The organism is Geobacter sp. 60473 (assembly GCF_036323535.1).
Lineage (GTDB): Bacteria > Desulfobacterota > Desulfuromonadia > Geobacterales > Geobacteraceae > Geobacter > Geobacter sulfurreducens.
In genome coordinates this window covers 3,730,755-3,747,117 of record NZ_AP028967.1, presented here as the reverse complement: position 1 = coordinate 3,747,117, position 16,363 = coordinate 3,730,755, and the positions used below count along the sequence as shown (strand labels likewise).

16 protein-coding genes are annotated in these 16,363 nt (G+C 62.4%); 3 read left to right on the top strand and 13 right to left on the bottom strand.

All coding sequences use genetic code 11. The features are described 5' to 3' along the window. Nucleotides 1–25: 25 nt before the first annotated feature. Nucleotides 26–1,378 carry a DEAD/DEAH box helicase gene (locus AABA48_RS17160; RefSeq protein WP_286351518.1) on the top strand — a complete coding sequence of 451 codons (1,353 nt, stop codon included), beginning with the start codon at nt 26–28 and terminating at the stop codon, nt 1,376–1,378. A 102-nt stretch (nt 1,379–1,480) separates the two neighbouring features. On the opposite strand, the gene AABA48_RS17155 is transcribed toward AABA48_RS17160, so the two are convergent. The 3 genes from AABA48_RS17155 to trxB all read right to left on the bottom strand — a co-directional run bounded on the left by AABA48_RS17155 (nt 1,481) and on the right by trxB (nt 5,814). Beyond that, on the bottom strand, nt 1,481–3,076 hold the full coding sequence (locus AABA48_RS17155; RefSeq protein ID WP_286351517.1) for an acetyl-CoA hydrolase/transferase C-terminal domain-containing protein: 1,596 nt from the start codon (nt 3,074–3,076) through the stop codon (nt 1,481–1,483). Between the two features lie 252 nt (nt 3,077–3,328). Then, nucleotides 3,329–4,858, bottom strand: coding sequence for a YifB family Mg chelatase-like AAA ATPase (locus AABA48_RS17150; RefSeq protein WP_338270745.1), 1,530 nt, complete (start codon nt 4,856–4,858; stop codon nt 3,329–3,331). Between the two features lie 5 nt (nt 4,859–4,863). Beyond that, nucleotides 4,864–5,814 carry a thioredoxin-disulfide reductase gene (trxB, locus tag AABA48_RS17145; protein ID WP_286351454.1) on the bottom strand — a complete coding sequence of 317 codons (951 nt, stop codon included), beginning with the start codon at nt 5,812–5,814 and terminating at the stop codon, nt 4,864–4,866. Between the two features lie 156 nt (nt 5,815–5,970). Here trxB and AABA48_RS17140 point away from each other — a divergent pair, with 156 nt between their 5' ends. Both AABA48_RS17140 and ilvA read left to right on the top strand, forming a co-directional pair. Continuing rightward, nucleotides 5,971–6,966 carry a cation diffusion facilitator family transporter gene (locus AABA48_RS17140; protein WP_286351453.1) on the top strand — a complete coding sequence of 332 codons (996 nt, stop codon included), beginning with the start codon at nt 5,971–5,973 and terminating at the stop codon, nt 6,964–6,966. A gap of 21 nt (nt 6,967–6,987) precedes the next feature. Then, nucleotides 6,988–8,196, top strand: coding sequence for a threonine ammonia-lyase (ilvA, locus tag AABA48_RS17135; RefSeq protein WP_286351452.1), 1,209 nt, complete (start codon nt 6,988–6,990; stop codon nt 8,194–8,196). Here ilvA and AABA48_RS17130 read toward each other — a convergent pair. From AABA48_RS17130 to AABA48_RS17085, 10 genes are all read right to left on the bottom strand, one after another. Continuing rightward, a complete protein-coding gene (locus tag AABA48_RS17130) occupies nt 8,147–8,830 on the bottom strand; it encodes a TIGR04282 family arsenosugar biosynthesis glycosyltransferase (RefSeq protein WP_286351451.1) in 684 nt (227 codons plus the stop codon). The genes ilvA and AABA48_RS17130 overlap by 50 nt on opposite strands. 167 nt (nt 8,831–8,997) lie before the next feature. Further along, entirely contained in the window at nt 8,998–9,774 is a 777-nt protein-coding gene (gene folE2, locus AABA48_RS17125) for a GTP cyclohydrolase FolE2 (protein WP_286351450.1), read from the bottom strand. A gap of 65 nt (nt 9,775–9,839) precedes the next feature. Beyond that, nucleotides 9,840–10,553 carry a 7-cyano-7-deazaguanine synthase QueC gene (queC, locus tag AABA48_RS17120; RefSeq protein WP_286351449.1) on the bottom strand — a complete coding sequence of 238 codons (714 nt, stop codon included), beginning with the start codon at nt 10,551–10,553 and terminating at the stop codon, nt 9,840–9,842. A gap of 90 nt (nt 10,554–10,643) precedes the next feature. Further along, a complete protein-coding gene (locus tag AABA48_RS17115; RefSeq protein ID WP_286351448.1) occupies nt 10,644–11,834 on the bottom strand; it encodes a phospholipase D-like domain-containing protein in 1,191 nt (396 codons plus the stop codon). Between the two features lie 134 nt (nt 11,835–11,968). Beyond that, the gene (locus AABA48_RS17110; protein ID WP_286351447.1) at nt 11,969–12,169 is read right to left on the bottom strand and encodes a hypothetical protein; all 201 of its coding nucleotides are present in this window, start codon (nt 12,167–12,169) and stop codon (nt 11,969–11,971) included. A 36-nt stretch (nt 12,170–12,205) separates the two neighbouring features. After that, nucleotides 12,206–12,430: a NifU family protein gene (locus AABA48_RS17105; protein ID WP_286351446.1), complete on the bottom strand. Its 225-nt coding sequence runs from the start codon at nt 12,428–12,430 to the stop codon at nt 12,206–12,208. Further along, nucleotides 12,414–13,865, bottom strand: a complete 1,452-nt coding sequence (locus AABA48_RS17100) for an aspartate ammonia-lyase (protein ID WP_286351445.1) — start codon at nt 13,863–13,865, stop codon at nt 12,414–12,416. The genes AABA48_RS17105 and AABA48_RS17100 overlap by 17 nt, the downstream gene beginning before the upstream one ends. Nucleotides 13,866–13,896: 31 nt before the next feature. Further along, a complete protein-coding gene (locus AABA48_RS17095; RefSeq protein ID WP_286351444.1) occupies nt 13,897–14,355 on the bottom strand; it encodes a ferritin family protein in 459 nt (152 codons plus the stop codon). After that, on the bottom strand, nt 14,352–14,990 hold the full coding sequence (locus AABA48_RS17090) for an HAD family hydrolase (protein WP_286351443.1): 639 nt from the start codon (nt 14,988–14,990) through the stop codon (nt 14,352–14,354). Before AABA48_RS17090 ends, AABA48_RS17095 begins: the two co-directional genes overlap by 4 nt. 70 nt (nt 14,991–15,060) lie before the next feature. Beyond that, a complete protein-coding gene (locus AABA48_RS17085; protein WP_286351442.1) occupies nt 15,061–16,221 on the bottom strand; it encodes a class I SAM-dependent methyltransferase in 1,161 nt (386 codons plus the stop codon). Nucleotides 16,222–16,363 lie beyond the last annotated feature (142 nt).

Here is a 16,363-nt window from a genome sequence, read left to right as displayed (position 1 = left end):
CGGCGAAACCCACAAGGATCCCTGCATGACCTTTGCTGAACTGAAACTTGCCCCGCACATTCTCAAAGCCGTAGCCGCCTGTGGTTACACAGAGCCGACGCCGGTCCAGGCTGCCGCAATTCCCCGCGCACTGGAGAACGTGGACCTGCTTGCCACCGCTCAGACCGGTACCGGCAAAACCGCCGCATTCGTTCTCCCGGCCCTGCAGCGGCTGAGTTCTCCGCCTCAGGGCCCCGGGCGCGGGCCGCGTGTGCTCGTGCTCACTCCTACCCGTGAGCTGGCCCAGCAGGTTACCGACGCAGTGCGGACGTACGGGGCATTCATGCGGGTACGCAGTGGCGCCATCCTCGGCGGCATGCCTTACCACGCCCAGCTTCGCCTTCTCTCCTCGCCCGTTGACTTCATCGTGGCCACACCGGGTCGACTGGTAGACCTGCTCGACCGAAGGAGCCTTGATCTTTCCCGCCTCGAACTACTGGTCCTCGACGAAGCGGACCGGATGCTCGACATGGGGTTCAGCGACGACGTGGACCGCGTCGCCGCCGCATCCCCCGCCACGCGCCAGACCCTCCTGTTTACGGCAACCATGGACAGCGCCATGGCCAGACTGGCGGGCCGGCTCCTGCGTGAACCGGAGCGGATCGACATCGCCGGCACCAAGACTACCCATGAGCACATTGAGCAGCGCCTTCACGTGGCAGATGACCTGCACCACAAGAACCGGCTGCTGCGGCACCTGATTACCGACGAAAGCCTGCGCAGGGCAATTATCTTTTCGGCGACCAAGCGGGATGCCGAGAACCTGGCCCTGGAACTCAAGGCACAGGGCCATTCGGCAGCAGCACTCCATGGCGACATGCCCCAGAACGCCCGGAATCGAACCATTGCCGCCATGAAGCAGGGACGGATCAGGCTTCTCGTAGCCACCGACGTGGCTGCCCGGGGGCTGGATGTTACCGGCATCAGCCATGTCATAAACTTTGACCTGCCCAAGTTCGCCGAGGACTACGTTCATCGCATCGGCCGCACCGGCCGGGCGGGCGCCTCGGGAATCGCCATCTCCTTCGCCTCGCTCAACGAGGTCAGTTACCTGGCCCGCATAGAGCGGTACATCGGCCAGGCACTCCCTGAACACCATATCCCGGGGCTGGAACCGTCGCGCCCCCTTCGCCGCGTATCAACGGGTTCAGGCCGTAAACCGGGAATGGGAGCCGGTCCCGCCCGGAAGGGCTCCTCTAACCGCCCCTCCGGCGCCGCGCCCGGCCGGTCCGGTAAATCGTCGGACCGTGCATCCTGGGGGAGCAGACGGTCAAAAGATCCTGTTGTGGAATATCGGACAGGGAGGCACGGAGCAGGACAACCCCGTCGATCATCATAATTCGCCAGGGGATACCGTTCTCGTTTCACCCTTTGACAGACACAAAAAAGCCCCGCCGGAGTTCGGCGGGGCTTTTTTCATGCCTGGTACTGACTGTCGACCTTACTCGCAGAGGTCGATCTTCACGTCCCAGTTCTTGATCTTCATGGTGCCATTGCGCTCCAGGTTGAGGTGCATCTTGAAGGCGCGGTCCCACAACTGCGGCTCATGGCCCACCTTGCGCTTGAGGCAATCGGCGCTGGCAATTTCCAGGTACTCGCTGAGAATCGGCTTGTAGTCCGGGTGGGCGCACTTCTCGATGATCCGCTTGGCGCGATCCTTCGGTGCCAGACCACGGAGATCGGCCAGACCCTGCTCGGTGACCACGCAGTCCAGATCGTGCTCGGTGTGGTCGATGTGGGAGCAATGCGGCACCACGCAGGAAATGCCGGTCGGGTCGGTCTTGGACGGACGGCTCGACGGGGTGTGCATGATCTTCAGGAAGCCGTTGCGGAGGAAGTCGCCGGAACCGCCGAGGCCGTTGATCATCCGAGTGCCGCCGACCAGCGTGGAGTTGGCGTGGGCGTAGATGTCGATCTCGACCGGGGTGTTCATGGCGATGCACCCGAGGCGGCGGATCGGTTCCGGTGCGTTGGAGATGGAGAGCGGACGCAGGGTGATCTTGTCGAAGTACTTCTCCCAGTTATCGAAGAAACGGGGGAAGCCCGGGGTCTCGGAGAGGGAGAGGGAGCAGGAGGAAGCGGCATCCAGCTTGCCCGAGTCGAACAGGTCGAGCATGGTGTCCTGGAGAACTTCGGTGTAAACGGTCAGGTTGGAGAAAGGCCCCTTGGCCAGGCCGCCGATTACGGCGTTGGCGATGGAACCGACGCCCGACTGGAGCGGAAGCAGGTTCTTGGGCAGGCGACCCATCTTTACTTCATGGCTGAAGAAGTCGATGATGTTGTTGGCAATGGCCTCGGAGGTGTCGTCCTGCTCGGAGAAGGCACGCCCCTTGTCACGGTACTTGGACTCGACCACGGCAATGATCTTGCTCGGGTCGCACGGCACGTAGGTAGTACCGATCCGCTCACCGGCATGGGTGATGCCCAGAATCTGGCGCTTCGGGGGGTGGTTGCAGACGACTATGTCGTGCATCCCCTCGAAAGAGGGCTGACCGGTGTTCACTTCCACGATGACCTTGTCGCAAATCATGAGGATTTCGGGGATGACGCCGCAGGAAGATGTGGGGACCAGGCCGCCGTCCTCGGTGATGGCGGAGACTTCGATGATGGCGAGGTCAAGCTTGCCGGTCTCACTATCCTTGGTGTAGAAGCCGTAGCCCAGATCCTGGGCAAAAAGGGAGAGGTGCTTGTCACCCATCCGGATACGGCCTTCGTTGATGCCGGCGGCGATGTTCTTACCGGTCTGGTACGGCCAGCGGCGGTCGATCATGTCGAGAGTGGCCCAGCGGTCTTCGGTCTCGGCCCCTACGGAGGCGCCGATGAAGAGGTTGAACTTCATCTTGCCCTGCAGGCTGTTCTTCTCAACGTGATCTGCCAGTGCGATGGGCACTGCCTTGGGATAACCTGCCGGGGTGAAGCCGGACCAGCCCAGGTTCATGCCCGGCTTGAAGAACTGGATAGTCTCCTCGGCCGACATGACCTTGTTGAGCAGTGACTTGCAACGTACGCGGTCCTGCAGTGTGCCGTACTCTGACATCTCTTACCTCCGTTCTGTTTTGTTGTTTACAGCGACGTTCTGTGGCTTAACGAAGCTCCGCTGTTACCTCATTTGCCATAACATCAACGCTACTGAACGCTTTACCGTCTACCAAAAAGTAGAACCGGATTCTACTCAAGTGAATTTCTTTAGTCAAGCTAAAAAGTCATTAATGATTCATGAGCTAGCTTTTCGCATACAGTATACTGCATACATAAAAATGATCAAGTGGAAGAGCGGGATTCTACAAAATCAGAACGTTTTACGATCAAGAGTACGGTACTGGATCGCTTCGGAGAGGTGTTCTTCCCGAACCTGCTCACTGCCGGCGAGATCGGCAACAGTACGGGCCACCTTGAGGATGCGGCTATAGGAACGGGCCGAGAGGCCGAGTCGGTCGGTGACGAGCTCCAGAAGGCGGTTCCCTGCACTGTCCGGCTCGCAGTACTTTTTGATGAAGCGGGGGGTCATCTGGGCATTGCTGTGGACCTTCGAGCCGCGGAAACGATCACGTTGGACCGCGCGGGCCGACTCCACACGCCTGCTGATATCCAGGGATCCCTCCCCCTCGCGGCCGTCGGCCAGATCCCGGTACTTGACCGCAGGGACCTCAATGTGGATATCGACCCGGTCGAGCAGGGGCCCCGAGATGCGCGAACGGTAGCGGTGAACCATGAGCGGCGTGCAGGAACAGGCGTGGTGGGCGTCCCCCAGATAGCCGCACGGGCAGGGATTCATGGCCGCCACGAGCATGAAGCGCGACGGATAGGTGAGAGACATGAGCGCCCGTGAAATGGTCACTTTGCCATCTTCGAGGGGCTGCCGCAACACCTCGAGGACATTCTTCTTGAATTCGGGCAGTTCATCTAGAAATAAAACGCCGTGATGGGAAAGAGAGACCTCGCCGGGGCGGGGCGTATTGCCTCCACCGATCAACCCGATGTCGGAGACGGTGTGATGGGGGCTGCGAAACGGCCTTTGGGCGATGAGAGCATGTTCCCGGTCCAGCAGTCCGGTAACGCTGTACACCTTGGTTGTCTCAATGGCCTCTTCGAAGGACATCTGGGGGAGAATGGTCGGGATCCGGCGGGCGAGCATGGTTTTGCCTGAGCCCGGGGGACCGATCATGAGGAGATTGTGGGAGCCGGCCGCGGCCACTTCCAGGGCACGCTTGGCATGCTCCTGACCTTTCACCTCGACGAAATCGTCGCCGGTTTCGACGTTGCGCTCGAAGAGCTCCGCTACATCGACCCGGTGGGGATCGATACGCTGCTCACCGTTCAGAAACTCGACCACATCGGCCAGCTCCGACACGCCAATGACGTCGATGCCCTCCACCACTGCCGCCTCCGGCGCGTTCTCCCGGGGGACGATGATACCAGCAAGGCCTTCTTTGCGCGCTGTAACGGCCACCGAAAGACAGCCGCGCACTGGCTTGATGATTCCGTCCAGGGAGAGCTCCCCCAACAGGAGATACTCCTTAAGCCGCCCCCCTTCCACGACGCCGGTGGCGGCGAGGATCCCGACGGAGATGGGCAGGTCGAAGGCGGCGCCCTCCTTTTTCAGGTCAGCAGGCGCCAGGTTGACGGTTATCTTCCGGGGCGGGAAATCGTACCCGGCGTTCTTGAGGGCCGACTTGACCCGGTCCTTGCTCTCCTTGACCGCCCCGTCGGGGAGGCCGACGGTGGCGAACTGGGGAAGACCCGGCGAAATATCCACCTCCACGTCGACGATGACGGCGTCGATCCCGAGAAGAGCGCTGGAGAGGGCTTTGGCGAGCATGGCGGTCAGGGCTTGAGCATATCCAGGTAGCGCTCGGCGTCGAGGGCGGCCATGCAGCCGGTCCCGGCAGAGGTGATCGCCTGGCGGTAATGCTGGTCCTGGACGTCGCCGGCCGCGAAGACTCCGGGAATACTCGCGGCAGTAAAGTTACCCTCGGCACCGCACTGGGTCCGGATATACCCCTCATCCATCTCCAGCTGTCCCTCGAACAGGTGAGTGTTGGGAGTATGCCCGATGGCAATGAAACAGCCGTGGACATCGAGCTCCTTGGTGGATCCGCTCGTATGGCGGATGCGGACGCCGGTCACCCCGGACTGATCGCCGAGGACCTCATCCAGGACGTGGTTCCACTCGATGGTGACGTTGCCGCCGCGGGTCTTTTCGATCAGCTTGTCAGCCAGGATTTTCTCGGCTCTCAGCTTGTCGCGCCGGTGAACGAGCGTGACGTGGCTGGCGATGTTGGAGAGATAGAGGGCCTCTTCAACGGCCGTGTTGCCGCCGCCGATAACCGCCACCGGCTTCCCGCGGTAGAAGAAACCATCACAGGTGGCGCAGGCGGATACGCCTTTGCCCTTGAACGCGTCTTCTGACGGAAGCCCGAGATAGCGTGCCGACGCACCAGTGGCGATGATGAGTGCGTCGCAGGTGTAGACACCGGAATCCCCCTCGAGCCGGAACGGGCGCTCCCGAAGACTGGCGGTATGGATATGATCATGGATCATGGCGGTGTTGAAACGCTCGGCGTGGCGCCGCATCCGGTCCATGAGATCGGGGCCGAGCACGCCGTCGGGGTCACCGGGCCAGTTGTCCACCTCGGTGGTGGTCATGAGTTGGCCGCCCTGCTGGAGTCCGGTTATGAGGGCTGGGCTCAGGTTGGCGCGAGCCGCGTAGACGGCGGCGGTGTAGCCGGCGGGGCCGGAACCGAGAATAAGGAGTCGGTGGTGGGTTGCTTGCATATTAAAGCCCTCCAAAAAAACTATCGCGACAAGATACCAGCAACCTTGGGGAATTGCAAGCGTAGACGGGCTCTTTACCATTGACCGGCCTGTCGGCGCTTTGATACACTTCGCCGACAAGCGACCCGAACAAGCGGTGCCCCCGGGAGACCTCTGATGCACGCAGACTCTCATCTGGACAGAAGCATTACCGGACGGCTGAAATATGCCATCGCCCTGACTGCGCTGACCCTCGTGGCGGAAATTGCCGGCGGCATCTGGACCAACTCGCTCGCGCTCCTGTCGGACGCGGCCCATGTGTTTCTCGACCTCTTCGCCCTGGTGCTCTCGCTGGCCGCCATCAAGCTCGCGTCATACCCCGCCAGCGACACCAAAACTTTCGGCTGGCACCGGGCGGAGGTCTTTGCCTCGTTCATCAACGGCGCCACGGTCTTTCTCATGGCACTGGGCATCTTTTACGAGGCGGTGGGACGGCTGATGCACCCCGAAGCGGTGAAGAGCCTGCCGATGCTGCTCATCGCCACTCTGGGTCTGGTGATGAATCTCATTTCGGCCACGGCCCTCCATGGGCACTCCCACGACGATCTGAACGTCCGCAGCGCTTTCCTCCACGTTGTTGGCGACGCGGCGGCATCAGTGGGAGTCATCGTCGGCGGGCTCATCATGTACTTCACCGGTTGGTACGTCTTGGACGCCCTCATCTCCATCGGCATCGGCTGCGTCATCTTCGCAGGCTCGTGGCGGGTATTGCGGGAGGCGGCCCACATCCTCCTGGAAGGAGTACCCCGGGGAATGAGCACGCAGCAGGTGGCCAACGAGATGGCCGGCGTGGAAGGGGTTAATGCCGTTCACCAAATGAACATCTGGACCATCTGCTCCCATATCCTGGCGCTGTCCGCCCACGTGGACGTGAAGCCCGAGTACAAGGACCGGCAGGCCGAGGTTCTACGGCAGATCGAACAACTGCTCCTCGAGCGGTACCACATCACCCACACGACCCTCCAGGCCGAGTGCACCCGTTGTGTCGACGGGCCGGTCATCAAGGACCTCCGGCACCGGCCGCGCCACGGCCAGAGCCATGACGACCATAACCACTCCCATGCGCACTGCACCCACGGCCCCCACGAACATCATCACGGGCATTCACACTAGCAGGCCGGAGACGCAATCCCAATGCTCCCCTACACACTGATCCAGGAAGCCGACGACCGGCTCAGGAAGCGGGTCCGTCGCACCGAGCTCATCCACTCCCATCACTTCAGCGAGAAACTGGGAGTCCCGATCTATTTCAAGTGCGAGAACCTCCAGCGCACCGGTGCTTTCAAGATCCGAGGCGCCCTGAACTTCATGACGTCGCAGCCGCGGGAGGCACTGGCAAAGGGCGTCATTACCGCGTCTGCCGGCAACCACGCCCAGGGAGTCGCGTTCTCGGCCGACCTGCTGGGAGTGCCGTCCACCGTGTTCATGCCGGAAAGCACGCCGCCGCAGAAGGTCTTTGCCACCCGTGACTACGGCGCCGAGGTGGTACTCACCGGCCGCAACTTCGACGAAGCATACGCTGCAGCGGTCCAGGCGCAGGAGGAACGGGGCGCCCTCTTCGTCCACCCCTTTGATGATCCGCTCGTGATGGCCGGGCAAGGCACCATCGGCCTGGAAGTTCTCCAGGAGCTTCCCGATGTCGCCAACATCCTCATCCCCATCGGCGGCGGCGGTCTCATCGCGGGCATCGCCACGGCCATCAGAGAAACCCACCCCCACGTGCGGATCATCGGCGTTGAAACAGCGGCGGCCCCATCGGCCCACTATTCGCTGCAAAAGGGGAAGATCGTCCAGGTCCCCGTGACGGTCACCCTTGCCGACGGCATCGCGGTCAAGAAGCCGGGGGTGAACACCTTTCCCATCATCAGGGACCTGGTGGACGAGGTGGTCCTGGTGGAAGAGGAGGAGATCGCTCTCGCCATCGTGGCGCTGCTGGAGCGAACCAAGCTCTTGGTCGAGGGGGCCGGAGCCGTTCCGTTGGCCGCGCTTCTCAACCGGCGGGTGGCTGATCTTTCGGGGAAAACGGTCTGCGTGCTGTCGGGCGGGAATATCGACGTGAAAACCATCTCAGTAGTGGTGGAACGGGGTCTGGTGGCTGCCGGGCGCTACCTGAAGCTGAAGGTGGAGCTGGACGATCTCCCCGGTGCCCTGGCGCGACTTGCGACGGAAATTGCCGAGGCTAAAGCCAACATATCCATCATCACCCATGACCGGCGCTCGAAATCGCTCCCCATCGGCAAGACCGAGGTTCTCATCGAACTGGAGACCCGGGGGTTCGAGCATATTCAGGAGGTTATTTCTCACCTGCAGGGGGTGGGGTATCTGGTGGATGTGTTGAAATAAGGCCGGAAACGAATTCCGCCGTAAGCGGTGCCGTTGCGCCGGCCCCGGCCAGTCCGGGGCGCCGCAGGTCGGCGACGGTATCCACATCGTACCAGACAGGGAGAAGCTCGACCCGAACGCCCGCAGCCTCGGCCCGCGCCAGCGAGTGCGCCAGGACCTTCCCGGTGGACCAGGGGATATCGCGGAAAAGCTCCGGCCGGCGTTGCTTCAGAGCCAGCAGGTAGTAACCGCCATCCTCAGAGGGACCATAGACCGCATCCACCGCCCGGTGGTCCAGCAAATCGAACGCCAGCCGCACATACTCTTCGGGCAGGTCGGGGGAGTCGGTGCCGATCACGGCAACTTCACGGTACCCTTCACCGAAGGCACGCCGGAAGGCTGAATCAAGCCGCGCCCCCAGATCATCCCCCTCCTGGGGACGACATGCCCACCCCGGAGCCGCCTCTTCAAAGAAACGACCGCTCCCTTGTCCCGGCTCGTAGAAGAGAAGAAGATCCACGCCGACCATTCTGGCGCACTTCGCAAGGATATCCAGCAGCATCCGCCGGTAGAGCTCAGCGGCATCCCCGGGAGAGAGGGGGGGGGTCAGCCGTGTCTTCACCCGGCCGGCAATCGGTCTTTTGGCGAAGACCATCAAAGCTTTTCGACGTGGCTGAAGGCTCATCGGCAGGGGGTTTACAGCGGGCAACGGCTAGCGTTATCCACAACTTTGAGGGTTTTCCACATAGTTATCCACACGGGATGTCGACAGCCGTTTCGGCGCGTATTAACAAGAAACGTGCGTGAGCACATGAACTACGCTCATGCCTTTCGCTTATCCCGCTCAATGGCGGCATAGGCGGAATGCTTGTGGATCGACTCGAAATTCTCGGCTTCCACCGAGAACCATGTTATGGCCTCATGGGCGGCCAGGGCCAGGGTCGCTTCACGGACGATATCCTCCACGAATTTCGGATTCTCGTAAGCCCGCTCGGTCACGAACTTCTCGTCGGCACGTTTGAGAAGCGACCACACCGGGCTGGAACCGCAGCCCTCGATCAGTTCCACCAGCTCCTCGATCCAGACGAAGCCGGCATACCGGACCCGCACCGTGATATGGCTGCGCTGGTTGTGGGCGCCATAGCGGGAAAGCTCCTTGCTGCACGGGCACAGAGAGGTAACCGGCACCTGGACCCCGAGCACGAAATCGAAGGTCTCGGCCAGAGTCCCCGTGAAGGTGCAGGTATACTCCATGAGGCTCCTGGCCCCCGACACCGGGGCCCGTTTCTCGATAAAGTAGGGGAACTCAATCTCCAGGTGGGCCGAGGATGCACCGAGCTTTTTCTTCATCTCCTGGAGGATCGGTTCCATCCTGTCCAGGCCGATATCCTCGCGGTAGGCGTTGAGGATCTCGATGAAGCGGCTCATGTGGGTTCCCTTGAAGTGGTGGGGAAGATCCACGTACATGTTCACCCGGGCCACGGTCTGCTGGAACTTCCGGTTCTTGTCCATCACCACGATGGGATAGGAGATGTCCTTCACCCCCACCTTGCTGATGGGGATCTTGCGAGTGTCGCGGCTGGTCTGCATATCGGGCATTGGAGCGGACGTCGACGACCGTGACTCGGAGGCCGCTGTACGGCTTTCTTCTGTTTTCTGTCCCCTCATGGCGTTTCCTTCCCGCCCCCCAGGCCCCGTCCACCAGTCACGTACGAAACCGGGTCCTCTACCCCCACCTCGGCAAACCCCTTGAGCCGCAGGCGACAGGAATCGCAAAGCCCGCAGGCAACTCCCGCGGGGGAGGGATCGTAGCATGAATGGGTGAGCCCGTAGTCGACTCCCAGAGTGAGCCCCTTCCGGATGATGTCCGCCTTGGTGAGATGCATGAGGGGGGCATGGATACGGAAGCGGCCAGTCCCTTCCACACCGGCCCGGGTCGCCAGATTGGCCATGGTTTCGTATGCGGAGATGTACTCGGGGCGGCAATCGGGGTAGCCCGAATAATCCAGGGCATTCACGCCGATGAAGATGTCGAAGGCGCCGAGCACCTCGGCCCACCCCAGGGCGAAGGAGAGAAAAATGGTGTTGCGCGCCGGCACGTAGGTAACCGGGATATCATCCCCCACCCCCTCCTTGGGCACGGCGATATCGGCAGTCAGGGCGCTGCCGCCGACCTTGCGCAGATCGAACTCCACCACCATGTGTTCGACGGCCCCGGCGGGCCGCGCATTTCTTTTGGCCAACTCCAGCTCCACGCTGTGGCGTTGGCCGTAGGAGAAACTCATTGCATGGGGCTCGAATCCCTCGGCCCGTGCAATAGCGAGACAGGTGGTGGAGTCGAGGCCGCCACTGTAAAGGACAACGGCTTTTCTAGTCATGGGAATACCTCGCCGGACAGGGCGTTTCATGGGCATGGAAGCCCACGGCCATCGTACAACAGGAATGGATGAGGGACAAGGGTGAAGACACTACAGAAACCAGCTCACCGATCCGCAGAGACGCTCCAGCACGCGTACATGCCAGCCCCGCTGCTCGTGCTCCTCAAGGACTACGCGTCGCGATCCGGCAAGGTCCTCGGCGAACATTTCCGCCACCTGGCTGCCGAACTCGTGGCTGGCAACGATGGTGTTCACCTCATAGTTGCGGTGAAAACTGCGCTGGTCGAGGTTTGCCGAGCCGACGACCCCCCAGGCGTCGTCGATGAGCATGACCTTGGCGTGGAGAACCGGCCCCTGGCGCTCGAAGAGTTCGATTCCCTCCCGCAGGAGGGGGGTATAGTAGCTGCGGCTCACGAGACGCACGATGGGCACATCGTTCTTGGCGGGAAGTATGATCTGGACCCTGACGCCCCGCCGGACGGCCCGCAGCAGTGACCGAACCACCCGCGGTCCCGGCACGAAGTAGGGGTTCATGATCCGGATCGACTCGCCCGCGCCGGCCATGGCGATGCGGAAGGCATTGCGGATAAAGGAACGGGCATGGTAAGGGCCGTCACTGATGACCATTACGTCGGCATCACCGACCGCGGCCACGGGCAGGCGCTCCTGATGCCAGGCCGGTGAGGAATTTCCTTTCTCAGCAAGCCAGAACTCCCGAAAGAGCCGCGACAAATCCATGACCGCCGGCCCGTCGATCCTGATACCCACATCCCTCCACCGTTCTTGGGGAAAACCGAACCCCGAATACTCGTCGCCGACATTGACTCCGCCCGTGAATGCGGTTTCCCCGTCGACCACGGCCATCTTGCGGTGATCCCGCTTGTCGAACCAGGCGATTCCCCGCTTGAAGGGGGGAGGATTGAAGGCGAGGCAGCGAACCCCGCCCTGTTCCAGCCGGCGAAAATAGGCGGAAGGTGTGTCGAAGCAACCAATGTAGTCATAGATAAGGGAGACTTCCACCCCGCGGGCAGTGGCGGCCAGCAGTGCTTCGGCAAACGCCGCACCCGTGGCGTCGTCACGCACGATATAGAACTCGGCGTGGATATGGTGGCGCGCCTCGGCAAAGGCGCCGAGCATGGCCGGAAAGAAATCAGCCCCCGAGGTGAAGAGCTTCACCCTGTTTCCCCGGGAATGAGCCGCCTCGGCGTTCCGCCTGAAGACCCTCAGAAAGCGGGGGGCGCGGGGAGTGCCCATAATCATTTTGCGGCGAACGATGGACATGGCCTTGCTCCTGCTTCAAGGGTAACGCAGGCACGCCGGGGGAGCAAGGAAAGATGGGCATGACGCAACAAAGGGGCGCGGAGTCTCCCCCGCGCCCCAAGGCACCCACTAGTGCGGCTTCGCCGGTGGTCGCCTCAGTCCTCGTAGGCGACCACCCTGACGAGGCCGATGGTTTCGCCCTTGTCATCGGTGGTCGGCGAGTCGGAGACGGAAACAACCCGCTTCACGCCGTTTTCAGTTACGAATGCGTTGACCATGGCATCCAGGGCGGAAAGCTCCTGCATGGCCTTGAGGGGACGGAGCTCCATGCCAAACGTTTTGACCTTGTAACCCATGTCATCCTCCTTTTACGACGATTCGCCGCGGGCCCGCTACTGGACGGACACCACTTCCTTCACTCCCGGCACCTTCTCCTTCAGGGTCCGCTCGATCCCCATCTTGAGGGTCATGGTGGACATGGGGCAGTGGCCGCAGGCACCGACCAGCCTGACCTTCACCACGCCGTCCTCGGTAACCTCAACCAGCTCCACGTCGCCGCCGTCCGCCTGGAGCGCGGGGCGGACCAGATCGAGAACCTTCTTAACGTCTTCCAGCATTGTTGTCTCCTCCTTGGGTTGTGTTCTCTGCTTGATGTGTGGCTCCCGGCACGCCGGGGCTGGTGAGCGGGAAGGGGTCGAGGATCTCCGCCAGACGCCCGGCCGACAGGAGCTGCCGGTCTTCCACGATCTGCCGGATGCTCCGGCCCGTGGCAGTCGATTCCTTGGCCACCTCCGCGGCCGCGGCATAGCCGATATAGGGCGCGAGCACCGTGGCAAGTCCTACCGACTGTTCCAGATACCGGAGGCAGCGCTCCCGGTCCGCAGTGATGCCGGCGATGCAGGCATCTGCCAGCTTGGGCACCGTGTTCTTCAGGATTTCAAGGCTGAACAGGAGATTGAACGCGATGACCGGCATCATGACGTTAAGCTCCAGCTGCCCGGCCTGGGCCGCGAGCATGATTGTCGTATCCGCACCCATCACTTGAAAGGCAACCATGTCGGTCACCTCGGCCATGACCGGGTTGACCTTCCCCGGCATGATGGAGGAACCGGGCTGCAGCGCCGGCAGCGCAATCTCGGCCAGCCCGGTCCGGGGGCCCGAGGAAAGGAGACGCAGGTCATTGGCGATGCGGGCGAGGTTGACGGCAAGTCCCTTGAGAGCGGATGAGAGGGCCACGAAGGGATCCATGTTCTGCATCCGCTCCACTAGGTTCGCACCCCGTGCGAGGGGAAAGCCGGTTTCCCGGGCGAGCTCTGCCACCACCAGATCGATGTAGGCCGGCTCGGCGTTCATGCCGGTGCCTGCCGCGGTGCCGCCGATACCCAGTTCCGCAAGGCCCGGCACTGCCCCCTCGATGGCGGCCAGGTTCTTCTCCAGCGCCACGGCCCACGCCTCGAACTCCTGGCCGAGACGGATCGGCACCGCATCCTGCAGGTGAGTCCGGCCGCTTTTGAGAATGCCGTCGAATTCGGCGGACTTTTTCCGCAGCACGGCCACGAGAGCCGCAAGGGCCGGTCTGAGATCCCCCGCCACCCGAAGGGCCGCCAGGCGCATGGCCGTGGGGAAGACGTCGTTGGTGGACTGGGCCATGTTCACGTGGTCGTTGGGATGGACGGGAGCATACCTGCCCAGCTCCTCTCCCAGCAGCTCATTGGCCCGGTTGGCGAGCACCTCGTTCACGTTCATGTTGTGGGAGGTGCCGGCGCCGGCTTGAAACGGGTCCACCACGAAGTGGGCATCAAAGGCACCGGCCAGGCACTCCTCGGCCGCCCGGACGATAGCGTCTCCAAGCCGTGCATCGAGCCGGCCCGTGGCCATGTTGGCCCGGGCCGCACACATTTTGACGAGCACCGTTGCCCGGACGAGGGCCGGATGGGGCCGCAGCCCGGAGATGGGAAAATTCTCCACGGCCCGGACTGTCTGGGCGCCGTAGTAAGCGTCCGCCGGAACCCGCACCTCGCCGAGGGTATCCTTCTCCACCCGGAACGTCACGCGTCAACCCCTTCCTGGCCCGGCTCCCCGCTCACCGCTGGAGCGCATTGTACTTTTCGGTTACGATCCGCAGGTGCTCCGCCTCCTCGTCGCGCAAGGCACGGAGCATGCTCTTGCCTTGGGGGTCGGCGGTCTTCTCCATGAGCTCTTCGAAGTGGGCGATTCCCTTTTTCTCGATCTCCATGGCTATCTCCAGTGCCTGGCGATCATCGGTGTCGAACGCCACCTGCTTCTCGCCCGGGCCGGCCGGGTCGAGGGAGACGGTGGAGCCGCCGTAGAAGACCCAGCGGCCCCCCTCGTGGAGCGACTGGTAGAGTTCGTTGAGCTTGAGGTAGTGCTGCTCCTCCGTGCGGGCGAGCCAGCGGAAGATCCGTTTGCCTTCCGGATTGAACGTCTTGTGCTCGGCCCGTGTGTAGAAGTCGAAGGTTTCTTTCTCGATCTCCATGGCCCTCATGATGGCATCGAGCATTTCCTTGCCGTGTTCGTTCATTGCTGTTCCTCGCTGAGTGGTAGTGTCAAGCCGAGCAGTTCATCAACGGTGCGGGAGAGATAGACCGAGCAGCCGAGTTCCGCCGGGAGCCGCAGGTCGATATCGTAACGGTCGCCCACAAAGAGGCATTGGGAGGGTTTCCGGCCGATGTCGGCAAACAGAGCTTCCAACGCCTGGAGATCCGGCTTAGGCCGCCAGCTGTCCTCAATGGTGACGACACGGCGGAAGAGGCCCGTCACGCCGATGGCATCCATGATCCGGCCGGAAAGGGCGCGGTTGTTGTTGGTATAGAGGTACAGCTCCCGGCTGGTGCCAAGGGTGCGCAGGAATTGCACAACCCGACGATCGCGCCGCAGGTGGGGTTCCGGTGCCACCTCGGCGGCAAAGCGACGATGGAGTTCCCTGAGGTCTCCGCCGAGTTCCCGGCAGGCATCGCTCAGGGAGGCCTCCCTGCCGAAGCGGACGGTCAGATCGCGCCGGACCCGTCGGACAATCTCGCCCGCCTCTTCCGGACTCACGCGGAGCAGGTCCGCCAGATAACGGTCGGCGCAGGCTGCGATCTGCACTCCCAACGACTCGCTCTGGTAGAGAGTGCCGTCCAGATCGAACACGATGGCCCCGATACCGGTCAGCATGAAGGGAATCTCCGGAAATCCAACGGCGCGGGCTGTCGCAGGAAACAGTCTATCACCTGAGCCGGGGCTGTCAAAAGAGCTTGCTCCAGTCGCGCATGCAGAGCAGGCGGGGATTCTCGACCCCCTTTGCCTGCACGAGAATCTTGAAGGTGTCGCCCATCCCCCCCTCGGGCAGTACCAGCTTCTTCAGCACCAGCCGGATCTTGATCCGCTCCTCTTCGGTGGCGGCCGCCGCCTCCAGGGCCATGAGTTCCTCCATGAGCCCCGCAGCCATGAGAAAGCGGTACTGCTCGCCGAACCAGGCCTTGCGCAGCCCCAGTTCCTCGCCGCGCAGGATGAGCGTCGTGAAATCCACATGGCTCGTGATGTCCTGATGACCGACCCGCTGGTACGGGTCTTCCTGGATCGTGTGGCGGAAGTAGCAGAGAAGGGTTCCGTTCTGGCGCATGGGACCGTAAAGCTCGGGCGAGAGGAAACCGTAATCGACTGTCAGCACGAAGCCCCGCTCCAGGCAACGGGCAACCCCCTCCAGCCACCGGCAGGCATTAAGGTTGATCTCGGTCCGCTGCCCCGGCTGGAGATTGACGTCGATCCGCCGAAAATAGTCGGCCAGGTCGGGCGTCGAAGGAAGGTCAAGTTGTTCGGCGAAACCGTCGCCGTCGGCGGTAACGAAGACTTCCCGCAGGCCGGCAGGGGTCATTTCAACCACATGGGTCGGGAAGGAGTCGATGAGTTCGTTGGAGTAAAGGCAGCCGGTAAACGTGAGGGTACCCCCCATCAGCTCGGCAGGATCGTTCCACGCCACGCGGTCAAGATGCTCGGCCAACACCTGCCGCTGGGCTTCGGCCAGGGACGGCTCCGCCTCCACGAGCCGCAGGGTGAGGCTGGCATAGAGTTCCGGGTTCAGCTCCCGGACGGCGTCGAGCACATCCGCCGCCAGACGGCCGTGGCCGGCGCCGGCCTCCACCAGGGTGAAAGGCGCCGGGCATCCCATGACCTCCCACATCCGGCAGATCTCCCGCCCGATGAGTCGGCCGAAGACCCGATGGACGTTGATACTGGTGTAGAAATCCCCCTCGGCACCCACCTTGCGGCCCGGGGACGTGTAGTAGCCGAGACCCGGCTCATACAGGCACGCCGCCATGAAGTCGGCAAAGGGGATACGTCCGCCCCGTTCCTTGATCCGGTCGTGAATGATGCCGCGCAGCCTGGAATCGTCGATCTGTTCCACAAACCCTCCCGAAAAATACGATTGTATAGTGTAAGGGCCGCTATTTGTCAATCACCGGCACGGCTCAACGATTTCTTGCTCTCAGCAGAGGACAGTGGTACAAACTATCTGTGTAAACATGCAGCAGCCTTCGCCGCCGTCC

Coding starts and splice junctions, on each gene's coding strand:
- AABA48_RS17160 (WP_286351518.1), top strand. CDS start 26: ATGACCTTTGCTGAACTGAAACTTGCCCCGCACATTCTCAAAGCCGTA.
- AABA48_RS17090 (WP_286351443.1), bottom strand. CDS start 14,990: ATGCTGACCGGTATCGGGGCCATCGTGTTCGATCTGGACGGCACTCTC.
- AABA48_RS17150 (WP_338270745.1), bottom strand. CDS start 4,858: ATGCTCGCCAAAGCCCTCTCCAGCGCTCTTCTCGGGATCGACGCCGTC.
- AABA48_RS17095 (WP_286351444.1), bottom strand. CDS start 14,355: ATGAACGAACACGGCAAGGAAATGCTCGATGCCATCATGAGGGCCATG.
- AABA48_RS17130 (WP_286351451.1), bottom strand. CDS start 8,830: ATGGTCTTCGCCAAAAGACCGATTGCCGGCCGGGTGAAGACACGGCTG.
- queC (WP_286351449.1), bottom strand. CDS start 10,553: ATGACTAGAAAAGCCGTTGTCCTTTACAGTGGCGGCCTCGACTCCACC.
- AABA48_RS17105 (WP_286351446.1), bottom strand. CDS start 12,430: ATGCTGGAAGACGTTAAGAAGGTTCTCGATCTGGTCCGCCCCGCGCTC.
- folE2 (WP_286351450.1), bottom strand. CDS start 9,774: ATGCCCGATATGCAGACCAGCCGCGACACTCGCAAGATCCCCATCAGC.
- trxB (WP_286351454.1), bottom strand. CDS start 5,814: ATGCAAGCAACCCACCACCGACTCCTTATTCTCGGTTCCGGCCCCGCC.
- ilvA (WP_286351452.1), top strand. CDS start 6,988: ATGCTCCCCTACACACTGATCCAGGAAGCCGACGACCGGCTCAGGAAG.
- AABA48_RS17155 (WP_286351517.1), bottom strand. CDS start 3,076: ATGTCAGAGTACGGCACACTGCAGGACCGCGTACGTTGCAAGTCACTG.
- AABA48_RS17140 (WP_286351453.1), top strand. CDS start 5,971: ATGCACGCAGACTCTCATCTGGACAGAAGCATTACCGGACGGCTGAAA.
- AABA48_RS17115 (WP_286351448.1), bottom strand. CDS start 11,834: ATGTCCATCGTTCGCCGCAAAATGATTATGGGCACTCCCCGCGCCCCC.
- AABA48_RS17110 (WP_286351447.1), bottom strand. CDS start 12,169: ATGGGTTACAAGGTCAAAACGTTTGGCATGGAGCTCCGTCCCCTCAAG.